Origin of the sequence: Pseudomonas sp. FP2196, assembly GCF_030687715.1 — a bacterium.
GTDB lineage: Bacteria > Pseudomonadota > Gammaproteobacteria > Pseudomonadales > Pseudomonadaceae > Aquipseudomonas.
This window is the reverse complement of sequence record NZ_CP117445.1, coordinates 3,476,412-3,493,253: the sequence shown is the minus strand read 5'-3', so window position 1 is coordinate 3,493,253 and position 16,842 is coordinate 3,476,412. Positions and strand designations below refer to the sequence as shown.

Here is a 16,842-nt window from a genome sequence, read left to right as displayed (position 1 = left end):
CATGAGTGCAGCGTCAGCCCATGCGGCGCCTAGAGGGGCGCCGCATGAAAAGCACGGCCTTGTTTCAGACTGATGCACCTGTTTTATTCAAACGACTGAATTTGAGCGCAATACCCCGAGAAGCCGGTGTAGCGAGGTACGACACCATTCCCTTGAGTTGATTCTGTACGGTGCTACTGTTACCCCCTCCCGTAGGTTGACCCCAGGTTACAACCCGACCGTCAGCGGTGAGCGCGGTAAACCCGTGAGTATTGGTGTAAATAGCGCGGACGTCGGTCAATTGATCTGCTACCGGTTTTGTGTCCCCACCCACGGTGGCATTACCCCATGCCGCCACCGTTCCATCTTTGAACAGCACGGCAAAAGCGTGAGACGTCCCTGCCACCTGAACAACATCATCCCGGGCCGCAATGGCATCGGGCACTTTGCCGTCGGCACTGGTCTCCGGCCAGGCAACGACATGACCATTTTCGCGCAGCGCTGCGAACGAGTTCCAAGTGGCAACGACGGAAATTATGTCCGTCAGTGTCGAGATCAACTGGGGAACGTCGCCACCTTGAGCGGCAGGTCCCCAAGCGATGACCTGATTGGTTCTGCGCAGGGCGACAAAACTGAACTTATTGGCACAGGCAAGCCTTTTAATGTCCGTCATGGCGGCAATGGGGGCAGGTACATTACCTCCATTGGTCGCGTTGCCCCATGCGACAAGGGTTCCATTGGCCCGGTACGCTGCGAAGGCATAGGGATTGCCGATAACGTCTTCGATATCGTCGAGTGAAGCGATTGGCGCGGGTACGGTTCCGACATTGGCGGGTAATCCCCAAGCCTTTACATGTCCGGTTGCGAGTCTCAGGGCGAAGGCTTGCCCCGCAGGAATGACGTCGACAGCGTTGGTCACAGCCTGGATTTCGGCAGTGGTCACTCCGCCGTTGGCAGCGGCGCTCCAGGCATCCACCGTCCCATCGGCTCTTATACCGGCGAATGCAGCGATATTACCGACGATCCGGACGAATCCGACTGGATTGACTGTGCCCATGGCGCTCCCCTCACCAGCAGTGGTGCTCCAGGCTATCGTGGTGTCATTGGTGCGCCGTGCCGCAAAGGTGCTGCGCGTGGCACTTACTTCAACAATATCGTTCATTGTAATGATGGTAGGATTAATGACACCACCATGGGGGCCGGAGCCCCAACCAGTCATGTCATTCTTATCGCGCAACGCGACAAATGCTGCTTGACCGGTAATGGTCGTGTCGCTCCCGGTGCCGAAGATGTTCGCTTCGCTGAGTGTAACTTGGTCGTCTGCTGTGCGGACTTGAAGGTGCTCCTGTGGGGCGGTATCAAACCAGGTACTCGCCTTCGTCCAGTTGCTTTCTGCGGTGTATTTCCACTCGGCCTGAAGCGGTTTGCCGGTGGTTGCATCGAATGCCATCAGTAACCTGCTGGTACTGGCGGCCCGGTATACGCTGCGATTGTATCGAGCGCCCATTACTCGTAGCTTGCCGGGGGCGACTACCTTGCGCACATCGTATACAGCCGGTGCCGATGGGCCGTCCGTTCCGCCGGCCTTGCGTTTGACGGTATAGCTCAGCGCGATGCTGCCGCCTTCTTCGGCGTCGATCACGCTGTGAGGCAGCTTGATTGACGACAGTTCTTTATCGGCTTCATCAGGCTTCACGGTATAGGTTGGATGGAGGTAGGTGTTTTGCCCCTCCACGACGACGTTGATTTCGTCGCCATCCTTCAACTGTGCAGAGGCGTCAATGATGATCGTCGCACCGTCCGTTACGTCGTCAGGGTTCAACTGATCGCCGTTCGCCTCGTTGATTTCGGCCACGGGCAAGTCGATCGGAACGATTTTTCTGGCTACCTCATAAACCGTCGGTTCCGAGGGGCCATCCGTTCCGCCGGCCTTGCGTTTGACGGTATAGCTCAGCGCGATGCTGCCGCCTTCTTCGGCGTCGATCACGCTGTGAGGCAGCTCGATTGACGACAGTTCTTTATCGGCTTCATCAGGCTTCACGGTATAGGTTGGATGGCGGTAGGTGTTTTGCCCCTCCACGACGACGTTGATTTCGTCGCCATCCTTCAACTGTGCAGAGGCGTCAATGATGATTGTCGCACCGTCCGTTACGTCGTCAGGGTTCAACTGATCGCCGTTCGCCTCGTTGATTTCGGCAAAGGGCAAGTCGATCGGAACGAATTTTCTGGCTACCTCATAAACCGTCGGTTCCGAGGGTCCATCCGTTCCGCCGGCCTTGCGTTTGACGGTATAGCTCAGAGCGATGCTGCCGCCTTCTTCGGCGTCGATCACGCTGTGAGGCAGCTCGATTGACGACAGTTCTTTATCGGCTTCATCAGGCTTCACGGTATAGGTTGGATGGAGGTAGGTGTTTTGCCCCTCCACGACGACGTTGATTTCGTCGCCATCCTTCAACTGTGCCGAGGCGGCAATGATGAGTGTTGCGCCGCCCGTTACGTCGTCAGGGTTCAACTGGTCTGCATTTGCTTCGTCGATTTTGGCTTCGGGCAACTTGATCGCAGCGACCATGCCCACCGTAAACTCCAGCACATTCGAATAGTTGGTCGTGTTGCTGGCCGCCCGGTAGATTTCGTAGTTCACCTGCACTTTTTTTCCGCGATTAGGCTCGATATGCTGTTCCACAAACGCCGCGCTCAGCGGGAAATCCACGTTCTTGTCCTTGGACAATGCGTTGAGTTTTTTAAAGTCGGTGACAGGCTCATTACCTTCAACGCTCCAGAAATAAGTCACGATATCGTTGGCCTCGGTCGGAATGGCCACCGGCCGTGGGGCGGTGATTTTGCTGGCGCCACCGGGCAGGTCTTTGGGCTCCAGCACGCCATCTTTTTCACCCAGCACAATGGGTTTGGCCAGTTCTCGCTGCGGCTCACCCATGTTCAACAGCGAAGCGTGCAGCGATGCGCGGCGAGTGATGGTGCCGTCTTCATCGCTCAGCAGGTTGTACGACAGGTCCAGTGTGCCGCCCTCCAGGGTTTTGCCGTGTTCGCCGGCGACGGTGACGATGAACCCCTCGGGATCATTGGCCTCGTCTTCGCTGGGGGCATACCAGTCCAGTTCCGGGTCGTAAGTGGTGAGGTCAGGCCGTGAGCCGAACCATTTGAGTTCGATGGCATTGTCCGGGGTGATCAGCGGATCGTAGGGGATGCGGATGCGGTATTCGGGCGCGTCGGGGTCGAGCGCACCACTGATCTGGTCGATCGCGATGGGCGCGGCCAGACGTGTCGGTTCACCGTTAACGCTGTAGGCGCGGACTTTGGATTTCAATGTCTCGATAACGGCACCGTTACGCTCCAGTTGGTAGGAGTACACGGCAGTGCGTTTGGCCAAAGCGCGCAGGGCGCTGTTGCTGTGCGCGACGTTGACCCTCGTCGGTGGTGTGGTTTCAATGGCTTGGCGGACTGTGACGTCGATTTCTTTGTCCTCGGCGGTGGTGCCGTTCAGGCGCAGGAGGATGACATCGTTCTTTTCGAAGATATTCACATCGTCCGCCCAGATCGCCACTCGCGGTATGTCGTCACCCAGCTTCTCCAGATCTACACTGAGGCCGTCGGCCTGATCAAGGAGGGGCGCGCCCATGCGCGCATTTTGGGTGTCGACGACGATATGCACGGCCTCGCACCAGTCTTCGGACTCGTTGTACACGCAGTCGCGGATCTTGAAGCTGACTGAGACCCCATCGGAATCCCCGGCCGACTCGATTTTTTTTTCGTCGATTTTCACCTGGATTGGATGCGCCTCCGGATCGTCGAGCTGCTCTTGGGTGACGGGCTCGGACTCCTCGGTTTTCCCGGCCCAGGCGAGGATGATCACGTCACCGATGGCGCAGTTCTTGTAGAGCAAGCCACCGCCGGATTTGGGTTTGGCGTAGACCGTTACACCTTTCTCGGCGGTGGCCTTGTCGACACCGTCGCGCACCACGTCTGGCGGATCGAAGGCCATGGCCAGTTCGGAGTGGCCGTAGTCGGGGTTGGTGTCCTGACCGCCAGGCAATTCGAGTTTGACGAAAAGCCTGAGCGTCGGCCCGGGCTCGGCAGTCTGGCTGACGCGCTTGACCTCGTAGGACAGCTCCCAGTCGCCGCTGAGCAAGCGCTGCGGCGGAACGAACAAGGTGATGCGCTCGCCGATTTCAATCGGATCGGTGAGAGTCTTTTGATCCACCATGGTTTTGTTCAGCAACAATTTACAGTTGTCGATCAGGTTCATGTTGTCCCAGGCCGGGATCTGGATCTTCAGTCCTTTGTCGGGGTAATTGAGTCGTGCAGCGGCGAGGTTGATGCCCCAGGTGCCGTCATCGAGCAATCGGCCGCCGGTGATTTCCGGGTCGCGTAGGGACAGAACCGAGATTTGTTTGTGCGGTTGAATGAGCATGGTGGGCACTCCTGCCGAAGGTGGGGGCAACGGAGTGATTAGGGGATAAAATCGGGAAATGCGCACCTGTCAGATCTGACAGGTGAAAACTGTTTTGCGACGAGCGGTAATGGGAGAGGGCGCCTAAACGTTACATTTCATTGACTTCGCCCTTTAGAAAGCAACGGACAAATGAATGCTCATTTGTCCGTTGTGCATTTCAGCGATTGGCTTTCATCAGGTCCGTAGCAGAACGCCTATACACCCCACCTTGCCGTTGTCATTTGACCCATAAACTACCCCGTCTCCCGGGCGTAGCAACCAGTGGGATCCCCATTGGTGTCTATCGTCTACCCAGTAGAAGTCATAGGAATATCCACCCGGATCCCCTCCGTACACTGAGCGCAAACTGTTGTAATCGCGAATGGCTGGAAATTTGCCGCCAGCGTTGTTCACAGTGGCTGACATGGTTGCCAGGTTATGGCGACCGCCCCCGTAATTGGCGATATACCAGACGTTTTGAACAGAAACAGAATACGACGCCGTAGATCCGCGGCTATCTGTAACGATCACGCGAGCACCGCCATTGCGGACGCCAATAACTCTCCCTGTTGAAACGTCGACCTGGAGATACGCTGTTTTGTCAGTGCTATAGCGATAGGGCGGTATGCCACCGCTGGCGCCTCGAGTTAAAAAGGCTCCAGCGGGAGGATTGGTCACGGGTCTGTTGGTATGTCTGACCATGTATCCACTGAGATAAGCGGTGGATGTGTCAATGTACAACGGTGGAACGGGATCTCTTCTGAAGTTTCGGGTATTGGATTGTTGGTTCGTTGACAGCGCTTTGACGTACACAGCATGTTCACCAGTATCAATCGCAAGACTGGTGGTCCAGACGCCGTTTTGGCCGGTAGACACGATCTGTTTCCCGCCGCCGTTATCGTAAACCTGGACGTCATATAAGGGTGTAAACCCGCCCGTCAGAGTGACCGAGCTGTCATAGGTTCTTCCTCCCTCGACCAGTTCACCTTCTGAGTCCCTGATTGAGGTCAGCGATATTTCGTTGTGCGCCTTGATAGTAAAGTTATGTGCCGGTGACTCCAATTGATCACCATAGATTGCTCTGGCTTTGAGGGAATATGTTGTACGCGTCAGATCAGTCAGTGTGGTTGCGCCGGCGCCATCACCGTCGAGGGAAATGGGCAAGCCAATAGCATTGGTGCCATTGTAAAGCTGCACAGATTGATTGGGATCCGCTAAGACTGCCACTGCAATTTCGGTATCGTAGGTTGTTCCGTTATTGGCTACAGGCCCCAGTGAATCATTGACCGCGGTGATACTGGGCTGGGTGGCGATACCGATGGTGAACGTCCTTGGCTCACTGATTGTCGGGTCGGCATCATACAAAGCCTCGACCGTTATGCTCTGCATGCCCTCGAGCAAATTCCCGGTCATAAACTCCCAGGTCCCGGGAGCGATGACATCGACTATGTCTTGTGGGACGTTGTTGATCATGACGCGGACTGTTTCGTCCCGAGTGGCGGTACCCTGAATTTTCACGCGCTTGTCGTAGGTCACGGAGGCTTCTGGAATTTCCTTTTCCTGCGGATCTTTCACACTGGTAATGATCGGCGTTACATAGTCATAGCGTGTGCGTATCGTCAAAGGCAGGTTCGGAAATTCGACTGCTGCATCCTCACTGCCATTGAATATCACCGAGCAAGTCACGGTGGCTGGAGAGCTGTGGAGCAACTTCAGCAAATCGGACCTAAGCAACGGTTCATCAAGCCCGGTGACGGCTTGTTGCTTGCTGATTTTATGTGTTTTGAGCACTTCGATGATGTGGACGCCGGTACTGGCACGACCTACAACATTGAGATCCACGACTTGCCCTTCGGCAATGAAGGGCCACGGTTTGACCAGAATACTTGCGTCGCCGCTGAACTCCATCAGATCCAGAACGGCATTGACGGCTAGCGGAACTTCGGGCGTAGGCAAGTCTTTTTCCGGGTCCTGGAAACCCAGGATGTTCAGCGGCAATTCCTCTGATTGCGTCCATAACTTATGGCGCTGTACAGCGTATTTGACCGATACAGTGCTCAGGATGTTGGCACCCACCACAGAGGCGGGGAGGTGGAAGGTGACAGTGCCGGTGGCTTCGGCGGGTTTTTCGAGGTCCTCCGATGTTCCGGGGCCGGGCGTACCTGTCCATAACAGACGTAACAGATCCAGCTTTTCATCCATGGTGTCGTAGCTGCATTCGATATCGACACCGTTGATCGCATCCATCGGATCGAGGACGTCACCGAATGCCTGGATGACCTCAGGCGGAAGCAGTCGACCCAGCGGTACCCCGACGATTACCCGCAAGGGTGCGGAATAACTGTATTTCCCGGTGGCGGCGTGCAGCAGGGTGTAAATCACTGTGACCGGAAAGCCGATGTTGGTCGTTACGTATTGTGCATCCACCCGAAAACGCGCGGTTTTGTCGATCGACAACTGAGTGATGGGTACGCTGCCTTTGGTTGAACCATCAATGGTGTAGCCAATCCAGTGATACGTCAGCGTGTCACCCTTCATCCAATTGACCGGTTTGACCAGCACATGGGCCTGGGTATAAACCTTCGTCGGGTCGATCACACCATCCCGGGCCTCTTCTACATCGGGGGCAGGCAGAGTGGCGGGCAACGCGCGTACCTCGACCCGCAGAAAGTCAGATTCGCTGAGTCCATATTCGGCAGGATCGTCGTTGTACACCCGGTAATAGAGTTTGAGACTGCCGTTGTTCAACGGGAGAATGTGCTCGTTCATCACATGAATGTATGTAAAGCCTGCCTGCTCATCGTTATTGCTGACGTCATACGGTTCCTCATACTCATAGGCGTTGCCGTCTGATTTCGTGCCTTCCCAGATCATGTTGATCGTGTCGCCGACTTTAAGGCTCGGGTAAGCAATTCTGACGGTCGCTGTTTTGCTGTCGGCGGGCAAAATGGCACCGATTACCTCTTCAATGATCGGCGCCGGCAACAGCGCCGGGTTACCGATCACTTTGACGAAGGTGCGCTTGGAATAGAGTGGAGGGCTACCGTCTTTCTTGCGCAAAACGTAGGAGCCATCGAGCGTCCCGTTGGCGAAGAGACTGACGAATGCAAAAGGGATCGGGAAGTCGAGAATGTAGGGCAGATTGCCGACGGTGACTTCCTTGGTCAGCGTTCGAGGCGCTGTTCCGGTCCCCCCGACACCAGCGACATTGATCACAATAGTGTCGTCCGTGGCGAACTCTTTATTGCTTTCGAGCCGGATCAGCAGGTTGGTCGCTTGATGGTCGAGTTGATCGAGATGGAGTTCGCCATCATCGGCATCTTCGAAAAAGGCCGGATCCAGGCGAGCAGCACCGGCATCTACCTGAACCGAAGTCTCCTTCGACCATTTCTCGCACCAGTTCCAGACCTCGTCATGGACTTCGTACTTGATCGGCAACGAGCTGCTATCGCCAGCGGTCAGGATGTCGCCGGGCAACGCGGTGATGACAATTTCTTGAGTGCCGTCGGCCTCTGCTTCGGTTACTACGTGCGGGGCCAGAAGAACACTGCCCCAGCGCACCCAGATGACATCGCGCACGGTCATCTCTCGATAGCGCTTGATGGTCATGGGCACGCCCTTGCTCGACCACTCTTTGCTGACACCATTGTCGATGACATCCTGCGGCAACCCGACCAGGTCGAGGTGTGAATGCCAGGGAAGATGCTGTTGCTCATCCTCGCCGGCGGGCAAATTCAATTTGACCAACAGCGTCAATACGGAGGAAGGATTATCCGGCAGCGTTTCGCCTGAACGGGTCACCTGGCAATAACATTCGGAGTAACCGGGGGCGATTTCCGTGGTCGGGAGAAAGAAGAACAATCTTTCATCGACATCTTCGGGCTTGATATTCAGTTCGCGGATGACGTTGTTGTTCCAGAAAATCTCGATTGTGTCTCCAGTCCCCATCCCGTTGTAAGGGTCGATAATACTGAATATGCCAGCCTCGGAATTTTCGAACGTTGCCAGGTTGATACCGCCGTCGCCATCCACAACGGGCTGAGTCATGTCAGCGATGTACACCGGATAGATTTGCAACGGTGTGACGGATAAATCTCTGCGCGGGGGAAGCCGAAAAAGTCTGAAAGAAGTCATGAGCAATACCGCCTGAAAGGGAAAAAACGGGTGATTCCCTTTTAGTCCCAATCATTGTTCATCGACTACTGTCAGATCTGACAGGGGTAAGTGGTTTTCAGACGGACGGTCATGTGCGGGTTGAGTCTGTTTATTGGGCGCCCGTCTGAGCACTGTGCGCTTCTGAGCGCAATCTGGCAGGGTCAAAAGGCGTACGGAATACTGACTTTCGCCCAGAGCATTTCACCTTCCGGTCGGTTCTCCACGTCAAATTCCTTGGCCCAGCGAATCTCCGCGCTGGCGTACTTGAGAAAGGTGAAGTGCAGTGCCGGGCCGATCGCGAAGACCTGGCCGCGAACGCCATCGTTCACGTCTTCGCCGGCAAACTGCACGGTGTGGCCGAACTGTTTGTCGTCGGTGGTTTGCTTGAGGTAGTAGCCATTGATCCCGAGCATCAGGTCGTCGGTGAGCTTGTAGCTCGCCGAATAATCGAAGTGGAAGATCTGCCCGGATTTGTAATCGGTGTCCTTGTTCTTCTCGTTGAAGCTGTAGGTGGTCTTCATCGAGACTTCGGTTCTGTCCGTCGGCAGCCAGGTGAAGGAGAACAGCGGTTTGTAGGTGTAGAAGTTGTTGCTGGTATTGGCCAGCCGATCGACGCTGTATTCACCGGTGGGCACGGTGATTTCCAGCGCGGCGCCAAGGGTCAGGTCCTTGCCCAGGTCCCACAAAATGATCGGTGCGATGGTGGTGTCGCCCATGCCTTCGCGGGTGTCGCTCAAGCCGAATACCGAGACTTCCTGCTTGAGCCACGGTTGGGCGATGTAGCCGGCCAGGCGACCACCGAATACGCGCACCGGACTCAAATAGTCGATGCGCGGGATCACCGCCGTGGACTCGATCTCGACATTTGGCACCTTGCCACCGAGCGAGCTGATGTTGAGCTTTCGCGCCTTGTAATGGTTGTAGTAGAGGTTGAACGCGACCATGTTCTCAGGAAGGCTGTCGACCTCCATCGGCAGCATGAAAAAGCCGTCGGTGCCGGTGCCGATGTTGTCGACACCGGCTTCGGTGGCCAGGGCCGGCAGGGTCGCGGCGCAGCCAAGCAAAGTCAGGGCCAGGCGCAAGGGCAATGTCGCGCGGTTCGGGTGCATATCCGTCCTCATTATTATTGTGGTGGGGCGCAACGCCGGCACGCAGAACGCCCGGCACTCTAGAAATAAGCGCTTGGCGCCCGGCGGGGCAGGGTATTGGCGGACACTGAGGGGGGCTTCTGCGGACAGTCGGCAAACCCTGTGCTAACTTCCTTCGACATAACCGGTAACAAAAATAACAATCAAGCGTGCTCCGGAATGTCTAGCCCCCATGAACGTAAAAGTCCAAGACCCGACCTTTGAACTGGCGCTGGTCTCGCCGTTTCTTCTGCAAACCCTCGCCGAAGTTGCGCAGAGCAAGGGCGTCGAGCCCGAGAGTCTTTGCCGTGGCCTGGGTTTCACCCTCGAAGATTTGCAGGACCCCACGCAGCGGATTTCCTATCGGCAGGCCGTGGCGATGATTCAGCGTGCGCTCAAGGGGCTGCCCAATCAGGGCCTGGGTTTGTGGGTCGGGGCACAGAATGTACTCGGCACCCTGGGCTTGCTCGGCCATGTGCTGTCGCTGTGCAAGACCCTGCGCGATGCCTTTGCCTTAGGGATTCGCCATCAGCACACCTCCGGCGGGATTGTGGTTTCCAGCGTCGATGTGGTCGGCGAGCACGTGCATCTGGACGCCGAATGCCGCTTGCCGTTCGCCGATGTACAGGTGTTCGCGGTCGAGGAGTTTTTCGCCAGTCTGCTGGTGTACGGGCGGGCGTTGGCTGGCGCCGATTTCAAGCCGATTGCCGTGGAGTTCGTGCACGCCGCACCGGACTATTTGAGCGAATACCAGCGCTTGCTCGGGCCGGACGTGCGCTTCGGTTGCCTGCACAATCGCATGCTGATTGATGTGCGGTGGCTGGACGTGAACCTGCCCAATCATCATTCGCTGGCGTTGCGTCAGGCGGTGGCCTTGCTGGAGCTGGAAGCGGCGCAGGTGCACCAGAAGCTTGACCTGATTCAAGCGGTGGAGCGGGCGATCGCCCGGGATCTGAGCCGGGGCAGCCATATCGAAAAGATTGCCGGCGACCTGAACATGAGCAGCCGCACCCTGCGCCGGCGCCTGACCGAGCATTCGCTGACCTTCGAGGCGTTGCTGGAACAAGTGCGGCAGGCGCGGACGATGAGTCTGCTGGCCAATCCCGAGATGCCGATCGAGCGCATTACCGAAGAGGTGGGCTACAGCGATGTGCGCAGTTTTCGGCGGGCGTTCAAGCGTTGGACGGGGATGAGCCCGAGCGCGTGGCGCGTCGAGAGCGCCGCAACGATTTGAAAGATCAAAAGATCGCAGCCTCCGGCAGCGCCTACAGGGGATCGCATTTCAAACTGTAGATACCGTCTTGCCCCTCATCGGGCAAGGGCAATTTTCGGGTCAAATGGCTGGCCCGATTTAAGAACGGCGTAGACAAAATGTAGGAGTTTGCGCATCGCTGCACAGATGATTTGCTTGGGGGCCTTGCCGTTGGCCTTCAAGCGTTCCTTCATGGCGATGATTGCCTTGTTGTGCTTCAGTGCAACCAACCCAGGCATGTATAGACCCGCCCGAACGCGAGCCGATCCGATCCTCGAAATCACTGCTCTGCCTTTGAACTTTCCCGAGTCCTGCAGCTTTGGGTTCAACCCGGCGGCAGCGACCAGTTTGCGAGGGTCGTCATATTTACGCAGGTCGCCCAACTCTGCCAGCAGCCGCTCAAGGGTTTTCTGGCCAATACCGTCGATGGTCACGATCAAGTCGCGCATTTGGCGCATGTCTGGATCATCGTCGATGTGTTTTTTGATTGCTTTGTGAGTTTCAACGATCTCTTTCTCGATGTGACGCAGCACAGAGTTGATCGAGTCTTTGACCTTTTCGTCGGACACATCCAGGCGATTGAGCTCCATTTGCTCCATTTCCTGAAGGTCATCCAAGCGACGTACCATCGCCTTTAGCTGACGATATTTCAGCGGCTCCGGAGCCCAAAGCTGAAGCTTTTCAGCCTTTTCCCGAGCAAAGTCAGCGATCAATTTGGCGTCGCTTTTGTCGGTTTTGATCCGGCGCAGCTCGCTGTCGGCGTAAGCGTGGGTCGTCGCCGGATTGACGACGCAGACCCGGTAACCCTTGTTGTAGACGAACTCGGCAAGTTCCAGGTGATAAACGCTGGTGGCTTCCATCACGATCAGGGCTGTAGGCTCGACCTGCTTGTTCAACCAGGCGTCAAACTCTTTGAAACCTTTTGAGTCGTTAGCCAGTTTGGCCTTGGTTTTGTGCTTGCCGTTTGGCAGGTGAGTGGCGATATCAAAGGTATTTTTAGCGACATCGACGCCGACGAAATTGGACATGACCGTTTCTCCATTAATCAGTTTTCGATCATCACTGCACTCTGTCCAACCTTGCGAATGCGGGCTCTCGCCAGAGACGGGCCCAAGATACCGTTCGAACTATACGAGTGAGTGTGGAGGGCTGGAGCACGATCTACATCACAGGCAAAAAGCCTAAGGAGCTGCACGGCTTCCAAGTCCCTCCCTCGATGATCAGTCGAGAACTATCGCTCCTGACGGAGCGATAGTCGAGATACAAGGAGCTGCCGGAGGCTGCGATCTTTTGATCCTGCTCCAGATTTTCAACCCCACAAACCTTCCGGCCACAGGTAAACTCCCGCGCACTTTCCCAAGGAGTTCACATGAGTTACTACCAGCCGGGCATTCTCGCCACCCCTGTTCCTGCGCAAGCTCGTCATCTGTTTTTCGCCCTCGAGTCGGTTGAAGCACTGCCGCAGGCGATCGATAACCTGATGAACCTGGTGGACGGCAAGTCGGCGGTGGTCGGATTCGGTGAATCCCTGGCCAAAGCGCTCAACGTGCAAATCGACGGGCTGCGCAGCTTCCCGGCCATGACCGGCGTCGGTGTGGAAAACCCGTCGACCCAGCACGCCCTGTGGGTCTGGCTGCACGGCGTCGACCGTGGCGAACTGCTCAACCGCTGCAATGCTTTCGAAGCCGCATTGGCACCGGCCCTGCGCCTGGTAGAAGCGCAGGAAGCCTTCCGCCACAAGGACGGCCACGACCTGACCGGCTACGAAGATGGCACCGAAAACCCCCACGATGATGCCGCCATTGCAGCGGCATTGCTGGGCGAAGGCGCCGATGGCCTGGTCGGTGGCAGCTTCGCCGCGATCCAGCAGTGGCAGCACGACCTCAAGGGTTTCCATCAGTTGTCCGCCGAAGACAAGGACAACATCATGGGCCGTCGCCTCAGCGACAACGAAGAGATTGACGACGCGCCGGTTTCCGCCCACGTCAAACGCACCGCGCAGGAAAGTTTCGCGCCTGAGGCGTTCGTCGTGCGCCGCTCAATGCCGTGGATCGAAGGCGATCGCGCGGGCTTGATGTTCCTCGCCTTCGGCTTCTCGCTGGATGCGTTCGAAGCGCAACTGCGGCGCATGAGCGGTCTGGAAGATGGCATCACCGATGGTCTCTATCGAATCAGCCGTCCGATTACCGGCGGTTACTACTGGTGTCCGCCACTCAAGGACGGGCATCTGGATCTGCGCGCTTTGCGCATCGGTTAAGGAGCAAAACATATGGATGTGGTGCGTTGGGGCATGATTGGTTGCGGTGACGTCACCGAGCGCAAGAGCGGGCCGGCCTTCTACAAGGCTCCTGGTTCGGCGTTGGTGGCGGTGATGGGGCGGCGTCTTGAAGCGGTGAGCGATTACGCCGCGCGCCACGGCATCGCCCGGGTCTACACCGACGTCGATGCACTGATCAACGATCCCGATGTGGACGCGGTGTACATCGCCACGCCACCCGACAGCCACCACGCCTACAGCCTCAAAGTCGCCGCCGCCGGCAAGCATTGCTGCGTGGAAAAACCCATGGCACTCAGCTCGGGGCAAAGCCGCGAGATGCAGCAGGCGTTTGCCGACGCCGGTTTGCACCTGTTCGTTTCCTACTACCGCCGTTCGTTGCCACGCTTTCAACAAGTACGGCAGTGGCTGGAGCAGGGCCGCATCGGCACGGTGCGGCACCTGAGCTGGACGCTGACCAAGGCGCCGTCGGCGGCGGACCTGGAGGGCAGCAACAACTGGCGAACCGATCCGGCAGTGGCGGGCGGTGGCTACTTTGCCGACCTGGCCAGCCACGGTTTTGACCTGTTTCAGTACCTGCTCGGCGACATTACTGAAGTGGCGGGTTTCACTGCGCATCAGGCCGGCTTGTATGCGGCGGAAGATGCGGTCAGCGCCAGTTGGCGGTTTTCATCCGGAGCACTGGGCATGGGCTGCTGGAGCTTTGTTGCGGATCGGCGCGAAGATCGGGTCGAGATCATCGGCAGTGAAGGGCGAATCAGTTTTTCAGTGTTTGATGAGCACCCGGTGCAGTTATTTGCCGATGAACAGATCAGCCTGCAAATCCCGCATCACGAGCACATTCAGTGGCATCACGTATTAGGCATGAATGCGCATATCCGTGGTGACGCGCAGCATCCGGCGGTGGCCGAGCAGGCCGTGAAAACCGACTGGGTCATGGATCAGATCCTCAAGCGTTACTGATTTGTCCGAGCAGGCTCACTCCTGCAAAAAGCGATCATGTGAAACATCTAAGGATATGCCCAAACAATCTTTCTCAACCTTGTCATAACAACTCTAAGATCACGTCATAACTCGTTATAACAAGTGATCCGAAGATGACCGATAACGTTCTCTCCCTCAGCCCGCTCTCCTTATCAAGTGTCCCGCTGCACACCCAACTGCGCGACGTCCTGCGCGCGCGCATTCTCGATGGCGAATACCCGCAAGACAGCCAGATGCCTTCCGAAAGCGAACTTGGCGCGCTGTTCAAAGTCAGTCGCATCACCGTGCGCCAGGCCTTGGGTGATCTGCAAAAGGAAGGGCTGATCTTCAAGATCCACGGCAAAGGCACCTTCGTTGCCAAACCGAAAACCTTCCAGAACGTCAGCAGCCTGCAAGGCCTTGCCGAGTCCATGACCGGTCGCGGCTACGAGGTGATCAACCGCCTGCGCAGCTTCAAATTCATCCCGGCCGACAAGCGCGTCGCCGAGCGTTTGCAGGTTGCCGAAGGCGAAACCGTGGCGCAGATCAAACGCGTGCGGCTGATCAACCGCGAGCCAATCTCGCTGGAAATCACCTACCTGCCCAAAGCCGTCGGCGAGCGGCTGGAGAAGGCTGATCTGGTTACTCGCGACATCTTCCTGATCCTCGAAAACGACTGCGGCATTGCCCTCGGTCACGCCGATCTGGCCATTGATGCGGTGCTGGCTGACAGCGACCTGACCCAAGCGCTGAACGTCGAAGCCGGCTCGCCGATCATGCGCATCGAGCGTTTGACCCACGACGCCAACGGCCAGCCGCTGGACTTTGAACACCTTTACTACCGTGGCGATGCGTTCCAGTACCGCCTGCGGATCGACCGGCAAAAAGGGGAGCAGGCATGACACGCAGCACGCTTGAGCAGGAATACGACATTGTTGTTATCGGCGGCGGCACTGCCGGCCCGATGGCGGCGATCAAGGCCAAAGAGAAAAACCGTGATCTGCGCGTGCTGCTGGTCGACAAGGCTAACGTCAAGCGCAGCGGCGCGATCAGCATGGGCATGGACGGCCTCAACAACGCGATCATCCCGGGCCACTCGACGCCCGAGCAGTACACCAAGGAAATCACTATCGCCAACGACGGCATCGTCAATCAGGCAGCGGTGTACGCCTACGCGACACACAGCTTCGAAACCCTTTCACAACTCGACCGCTGGGGCGTGAAGTTCGAGAAGGACGAGACCGGCGATTACGCGGTCAAGAAAGTCCACCACATGGGCGCTTATGTGCTGCCGATGCCGGAAGGGCACGACATCAAGAAAGTCCTTTATCGCCAGTTGAAACGAGCGCGCGTCAGCATCACCAATCGTCTGGTCTGCACGCGTTTGCTGACCGACGAGGAGGGCGCAGTCAACGGTGTGATGGGCTTCGATTGCCGTACGGCCGACTTCCATGTGATCAAGGCCAAAGCGGTGATTCTCGCGTGTGGTGCGGCCGGGCGCCTCGGTTTGCCGGCGTCGGGCTACCTGATGGGCACCTATGAAAACCCGACCAATGCCGGCGACGGCTACGCGATGGCGTATCACGCCGGGGCCGAACTGGCGAACCTCGAATGCTTCCAGATCAACCCGCTGATCAAGGACTACAACGGCCCGGCGTGCGCCTATGTCACCGGCCCGTTGGGCGGCTACACCGCCAACAACAAGGGCGAACGCTTCATCGAGTGTGACTACTGGAGCGGCCAGATGATGTGGGAGTTTCATCAGGAACTGGAAAGCGGCAACGGCCCGGTGTTCCTCAAACTCGACCATCTGGCCGAGGAAACCATCCAGAACATCGAAGAGATTCTGCACAGCAACGAGCGTCCGAGCCGTGGCCAGTTTCACGCCAATCGCGGCACGGATTACCGCACGCAAATGGTCGAGATGCACATTTCCGAGATCGGCTTTTGCAGTGGTCACTCGGCGTCCGGCGTGTGGGTCAACGAGCGTGCCGAGACCTCTGTGAAAGGCTTGTACTGCGCCGGTGACATGGCCGCCGTGCCGCACAACTACATGCTTGGCGCGTTTACCTACGGCTGGTTCGCCGGGCACAACGCGGCGGAGTTTGTTGCCGGGCGCGAGTTCTCCGCGCTGGATGCCGGGCAGATCGAGAAAGAAAAGGCCCGGGTCTATGCACCGCTGGATCGTGAACACGGTCTGCCGCCGGCGCAGGTCGAGTACAAGCTGCGGCGCTTGGTCAACGACTACCTGCAACCGCCGAAAGTGACCAAGAAAATGCAGATCGGTTTGCAACGCTTCAGCGACATCGAACGCGACCTCGATCAGATGAAAGCCAACAACGCCCACGAACTGATGCGCGCGATGGAAACCAGCGTGATCCGCGACTGCGCCGAAATGGCCGCGCGTGCCTCGCTGTTTCGCGCGGAAAGCCGCTGGGGGCTTTACCACTACCGCGTCGACCACCCGCAGCGCAATGACGCTGAATGGTTTTGCCATTGCCATCTGAAGAAGGGCGACGACGGCCAGATGACCAGTTTCAAGAAAGCCGTCGAGCCTTACATCATCCCGCTCGATGCCGAAGAAATGCAGGCCTACGACCGCTTGCGGGTTGGCGCCTTCGCCGCGTGATGCCTCACTGAA

Annotated in this window: 9 protein-coding genes; 5 read left to right on the top strand and 4 right to left on the bottom strand. The window is 57.4% G+C overall.

The features are described from left to right. Positions 1–64: 64 nt before the first annotated feature. The 3 genes from PSH79_RS15515 to PSH79_RS15505 all read right to left on the bottom strand — a co-directional run bounded on the left by PSH79_RS15515 (position 65) and on the right by PSH79_RS15505 (position 9,693). On the bottom strand, positions 65–4,408 hold the full coding sequence (locus PSH79_RS15515) for a hypothetical protein (RefSeq protein ID WP_305438221.1): 4,344 nt from the start codon (positions 4,406–4,408) through the stop codon (positions 65–67). Between the two features lie 216 nt (positions 4,409–4,624). Next, entirely contained in the window at positions 4,625–8,563 is a 3,939-nt protein-coding gene (locus tag PSH79_RS15510) for an Ig-like domain repeat protein (protein WP_305438220.1), read from the bottom strand. A gap of 182 nt (positions 8,564–8,745) precedes the next feature. Further along, entirely contained in the window at positions 8,746–9,693 is a 948-nt protein-coding gene (locus tag PSH79_RS15505) for a transporter (RefSeq protein WP_305438219.1), read from the bottom strand. Positions 9,694–9,904: 211 nt separating this feature from the next. Here PSH79_RS15505 and PSH79_RS15500 point away from each other — a divergent pair, with 211 nt between their 5' ends. After that, entirely contained in the window at positions 9,905–10,945 is a 1,041-nt protein-coding gene (locus PSH79_RS15500) for an AraC family transcriptional regulator (RefSeq protein ID WP_305438218.1), read from the top strand. A gap of 74 nt (positions 10,946–11,019) precedes the next feature. On the opposite strand, the gene PSH79_RS15495 is transcribed toward PSH79_RS15500, so the two are convergent. Further along, the gene (locus tag PSH79_RS15495; protein ID WP_305438217.1) at positions 11,020–11,991 is read right to left on the bottom strand and encodes an IS110 family transposase; all 972 of its coding nucleotides are present in this window, start codon (positions 11,989–11,991) and stop codon (positions 11,020–11,022) included. A gap of 341 nt (positions 11,992–12,332) precedes the next feature. Here PSH79_RS15495 and PSH79_RS15490 point away from each other — a divergent pair, with 341 nt between their 5' ends. The 4 genes from PSH79_RS15490 to PSH79_RS15475 all read left to right on the top strand — a co-directional run bounded on the left by PSH79_RS15490 (position 12,333) and on the right by PSH79_RS15475 (position 16,830). Further along, on the top strand, positions 12,333–13,220 hold the full coding sequence (locus tag PSH79_RS15490) for a Dyp-type peroxidase (protein ID WP_305438216.1): 888 nt from the start codon (positions 12,333–12,335) through the stop codon (positions 13,218–13,220). Between the two features lie 12 nt (positions 13,221–13,232). Beyond that, entirely contained in the window at positions 13,233–14,201 is a 969-nt protein-coding gene (locus tag PSH79_RS15485) for a Gfo/Idh/MocA family protein (protein WP_305438215.1), read from the top strand. A 134-nt stretch (positions 14,202–14,335) separates the two neighbouring features. Beyond that, positions 14,336–15,103, top strand: a complete 768-nt coding sequence (locus PSH79_RS15480) for a GntR family transcriptional regulator (RefSeq protein ID WP_305438214.1) — start codon at positions 14,336–14,338, stop codon at positions 15,101–15,103. Next, positions 15,100–16,830: a fumarate reductase/succinate dehydrogenase flavoprotein subunit gene (locus PSH79_RS15475; protein ID WP_305438213.1), complete on the top strand. Its 1,731-nt coding sequence runs from the start codon at positions 15,100–15,102 to the stop codon at positions 16,828–16,830. The genes PSH79_RS15480 and PSH79_RS15475 overlap by 4 nt, the downstream gene beginning before the upstream one ends. The last annotated feature ends 12 nt before the right edge of the window (positions 16,831–16,842 follow it).

What these genes read in the sequence shown, in the direction of transcription:
- PSH79_RS15515 (WP_305438221.1), bottom strand. Translation starts at nt 4,408, where the DNA reads ATGCTCATTCAACCGCACAAACAAATCTCGGTTCTGTCCCTACGCGAC.
- PSH79_RS15510 (WP_305438220.1), bottom strand. Translation starts at nt 8,563, where the DNA reads ATGACTTCTTTCAGACTTTTTCGGCTTCCCCCGCGCAGAGATTTATCC.
- PSH79_RS15505 (WP_305438219.1), bottom strand. Translation starts at nt 9,693, where the DNA reads ATGCACCCGAACCGCGCGACATTGCCCTTGCGCCTGGCCCTGACTTTG.
- PSH79_RS15500 (WP_305438218.1), top strand. Translation starts at nt 9,905, where the DNA reads ATGAACGTAAAAGTCCAAGACCCGACCTTTGAACTGGCGCTGGTCTCG.
- PSH79_RS15495 (WP_305438217.1), bottom strand. Translation starts at nt 11,991, where the DNA reads ATGTCCAATTTCGTCGGCGTCGATGTCGCTAAAAATACCTTTGATATC.
- PSH79_RS15490 (WP_305438216.1), top strand. Translation starts at nt 12,333, where the DNA reads ATGAGTTACTACCAGCCGGGCATTCTCGCCACCCCTGTTCCTGCGCAA.
- PSH79_RS15485 (WP_305438215.1), top strand. Translation starts at nt 13,233, where the DNA reads ATGGATGTGGTGCGTTGGGGCATGATTGGTTGCGGTGACGTCACCGAG.
- PSH79_RS15480 (WP_305438214.1), top strand. Translation starts at nt 14,336, where the DNA reads ATGACCGATAACGTTCTCTCCCTCAGCCCGCTCTCCTTATCAAGTGTC.
- PSH79_RS15475 (WP_305438213.1), top strand. Translation starts at nt 15,100, where the DNA reads ATGACACGCAGCACGCTTGAGCAGGAATACGACATTGTTGTTATCGGC.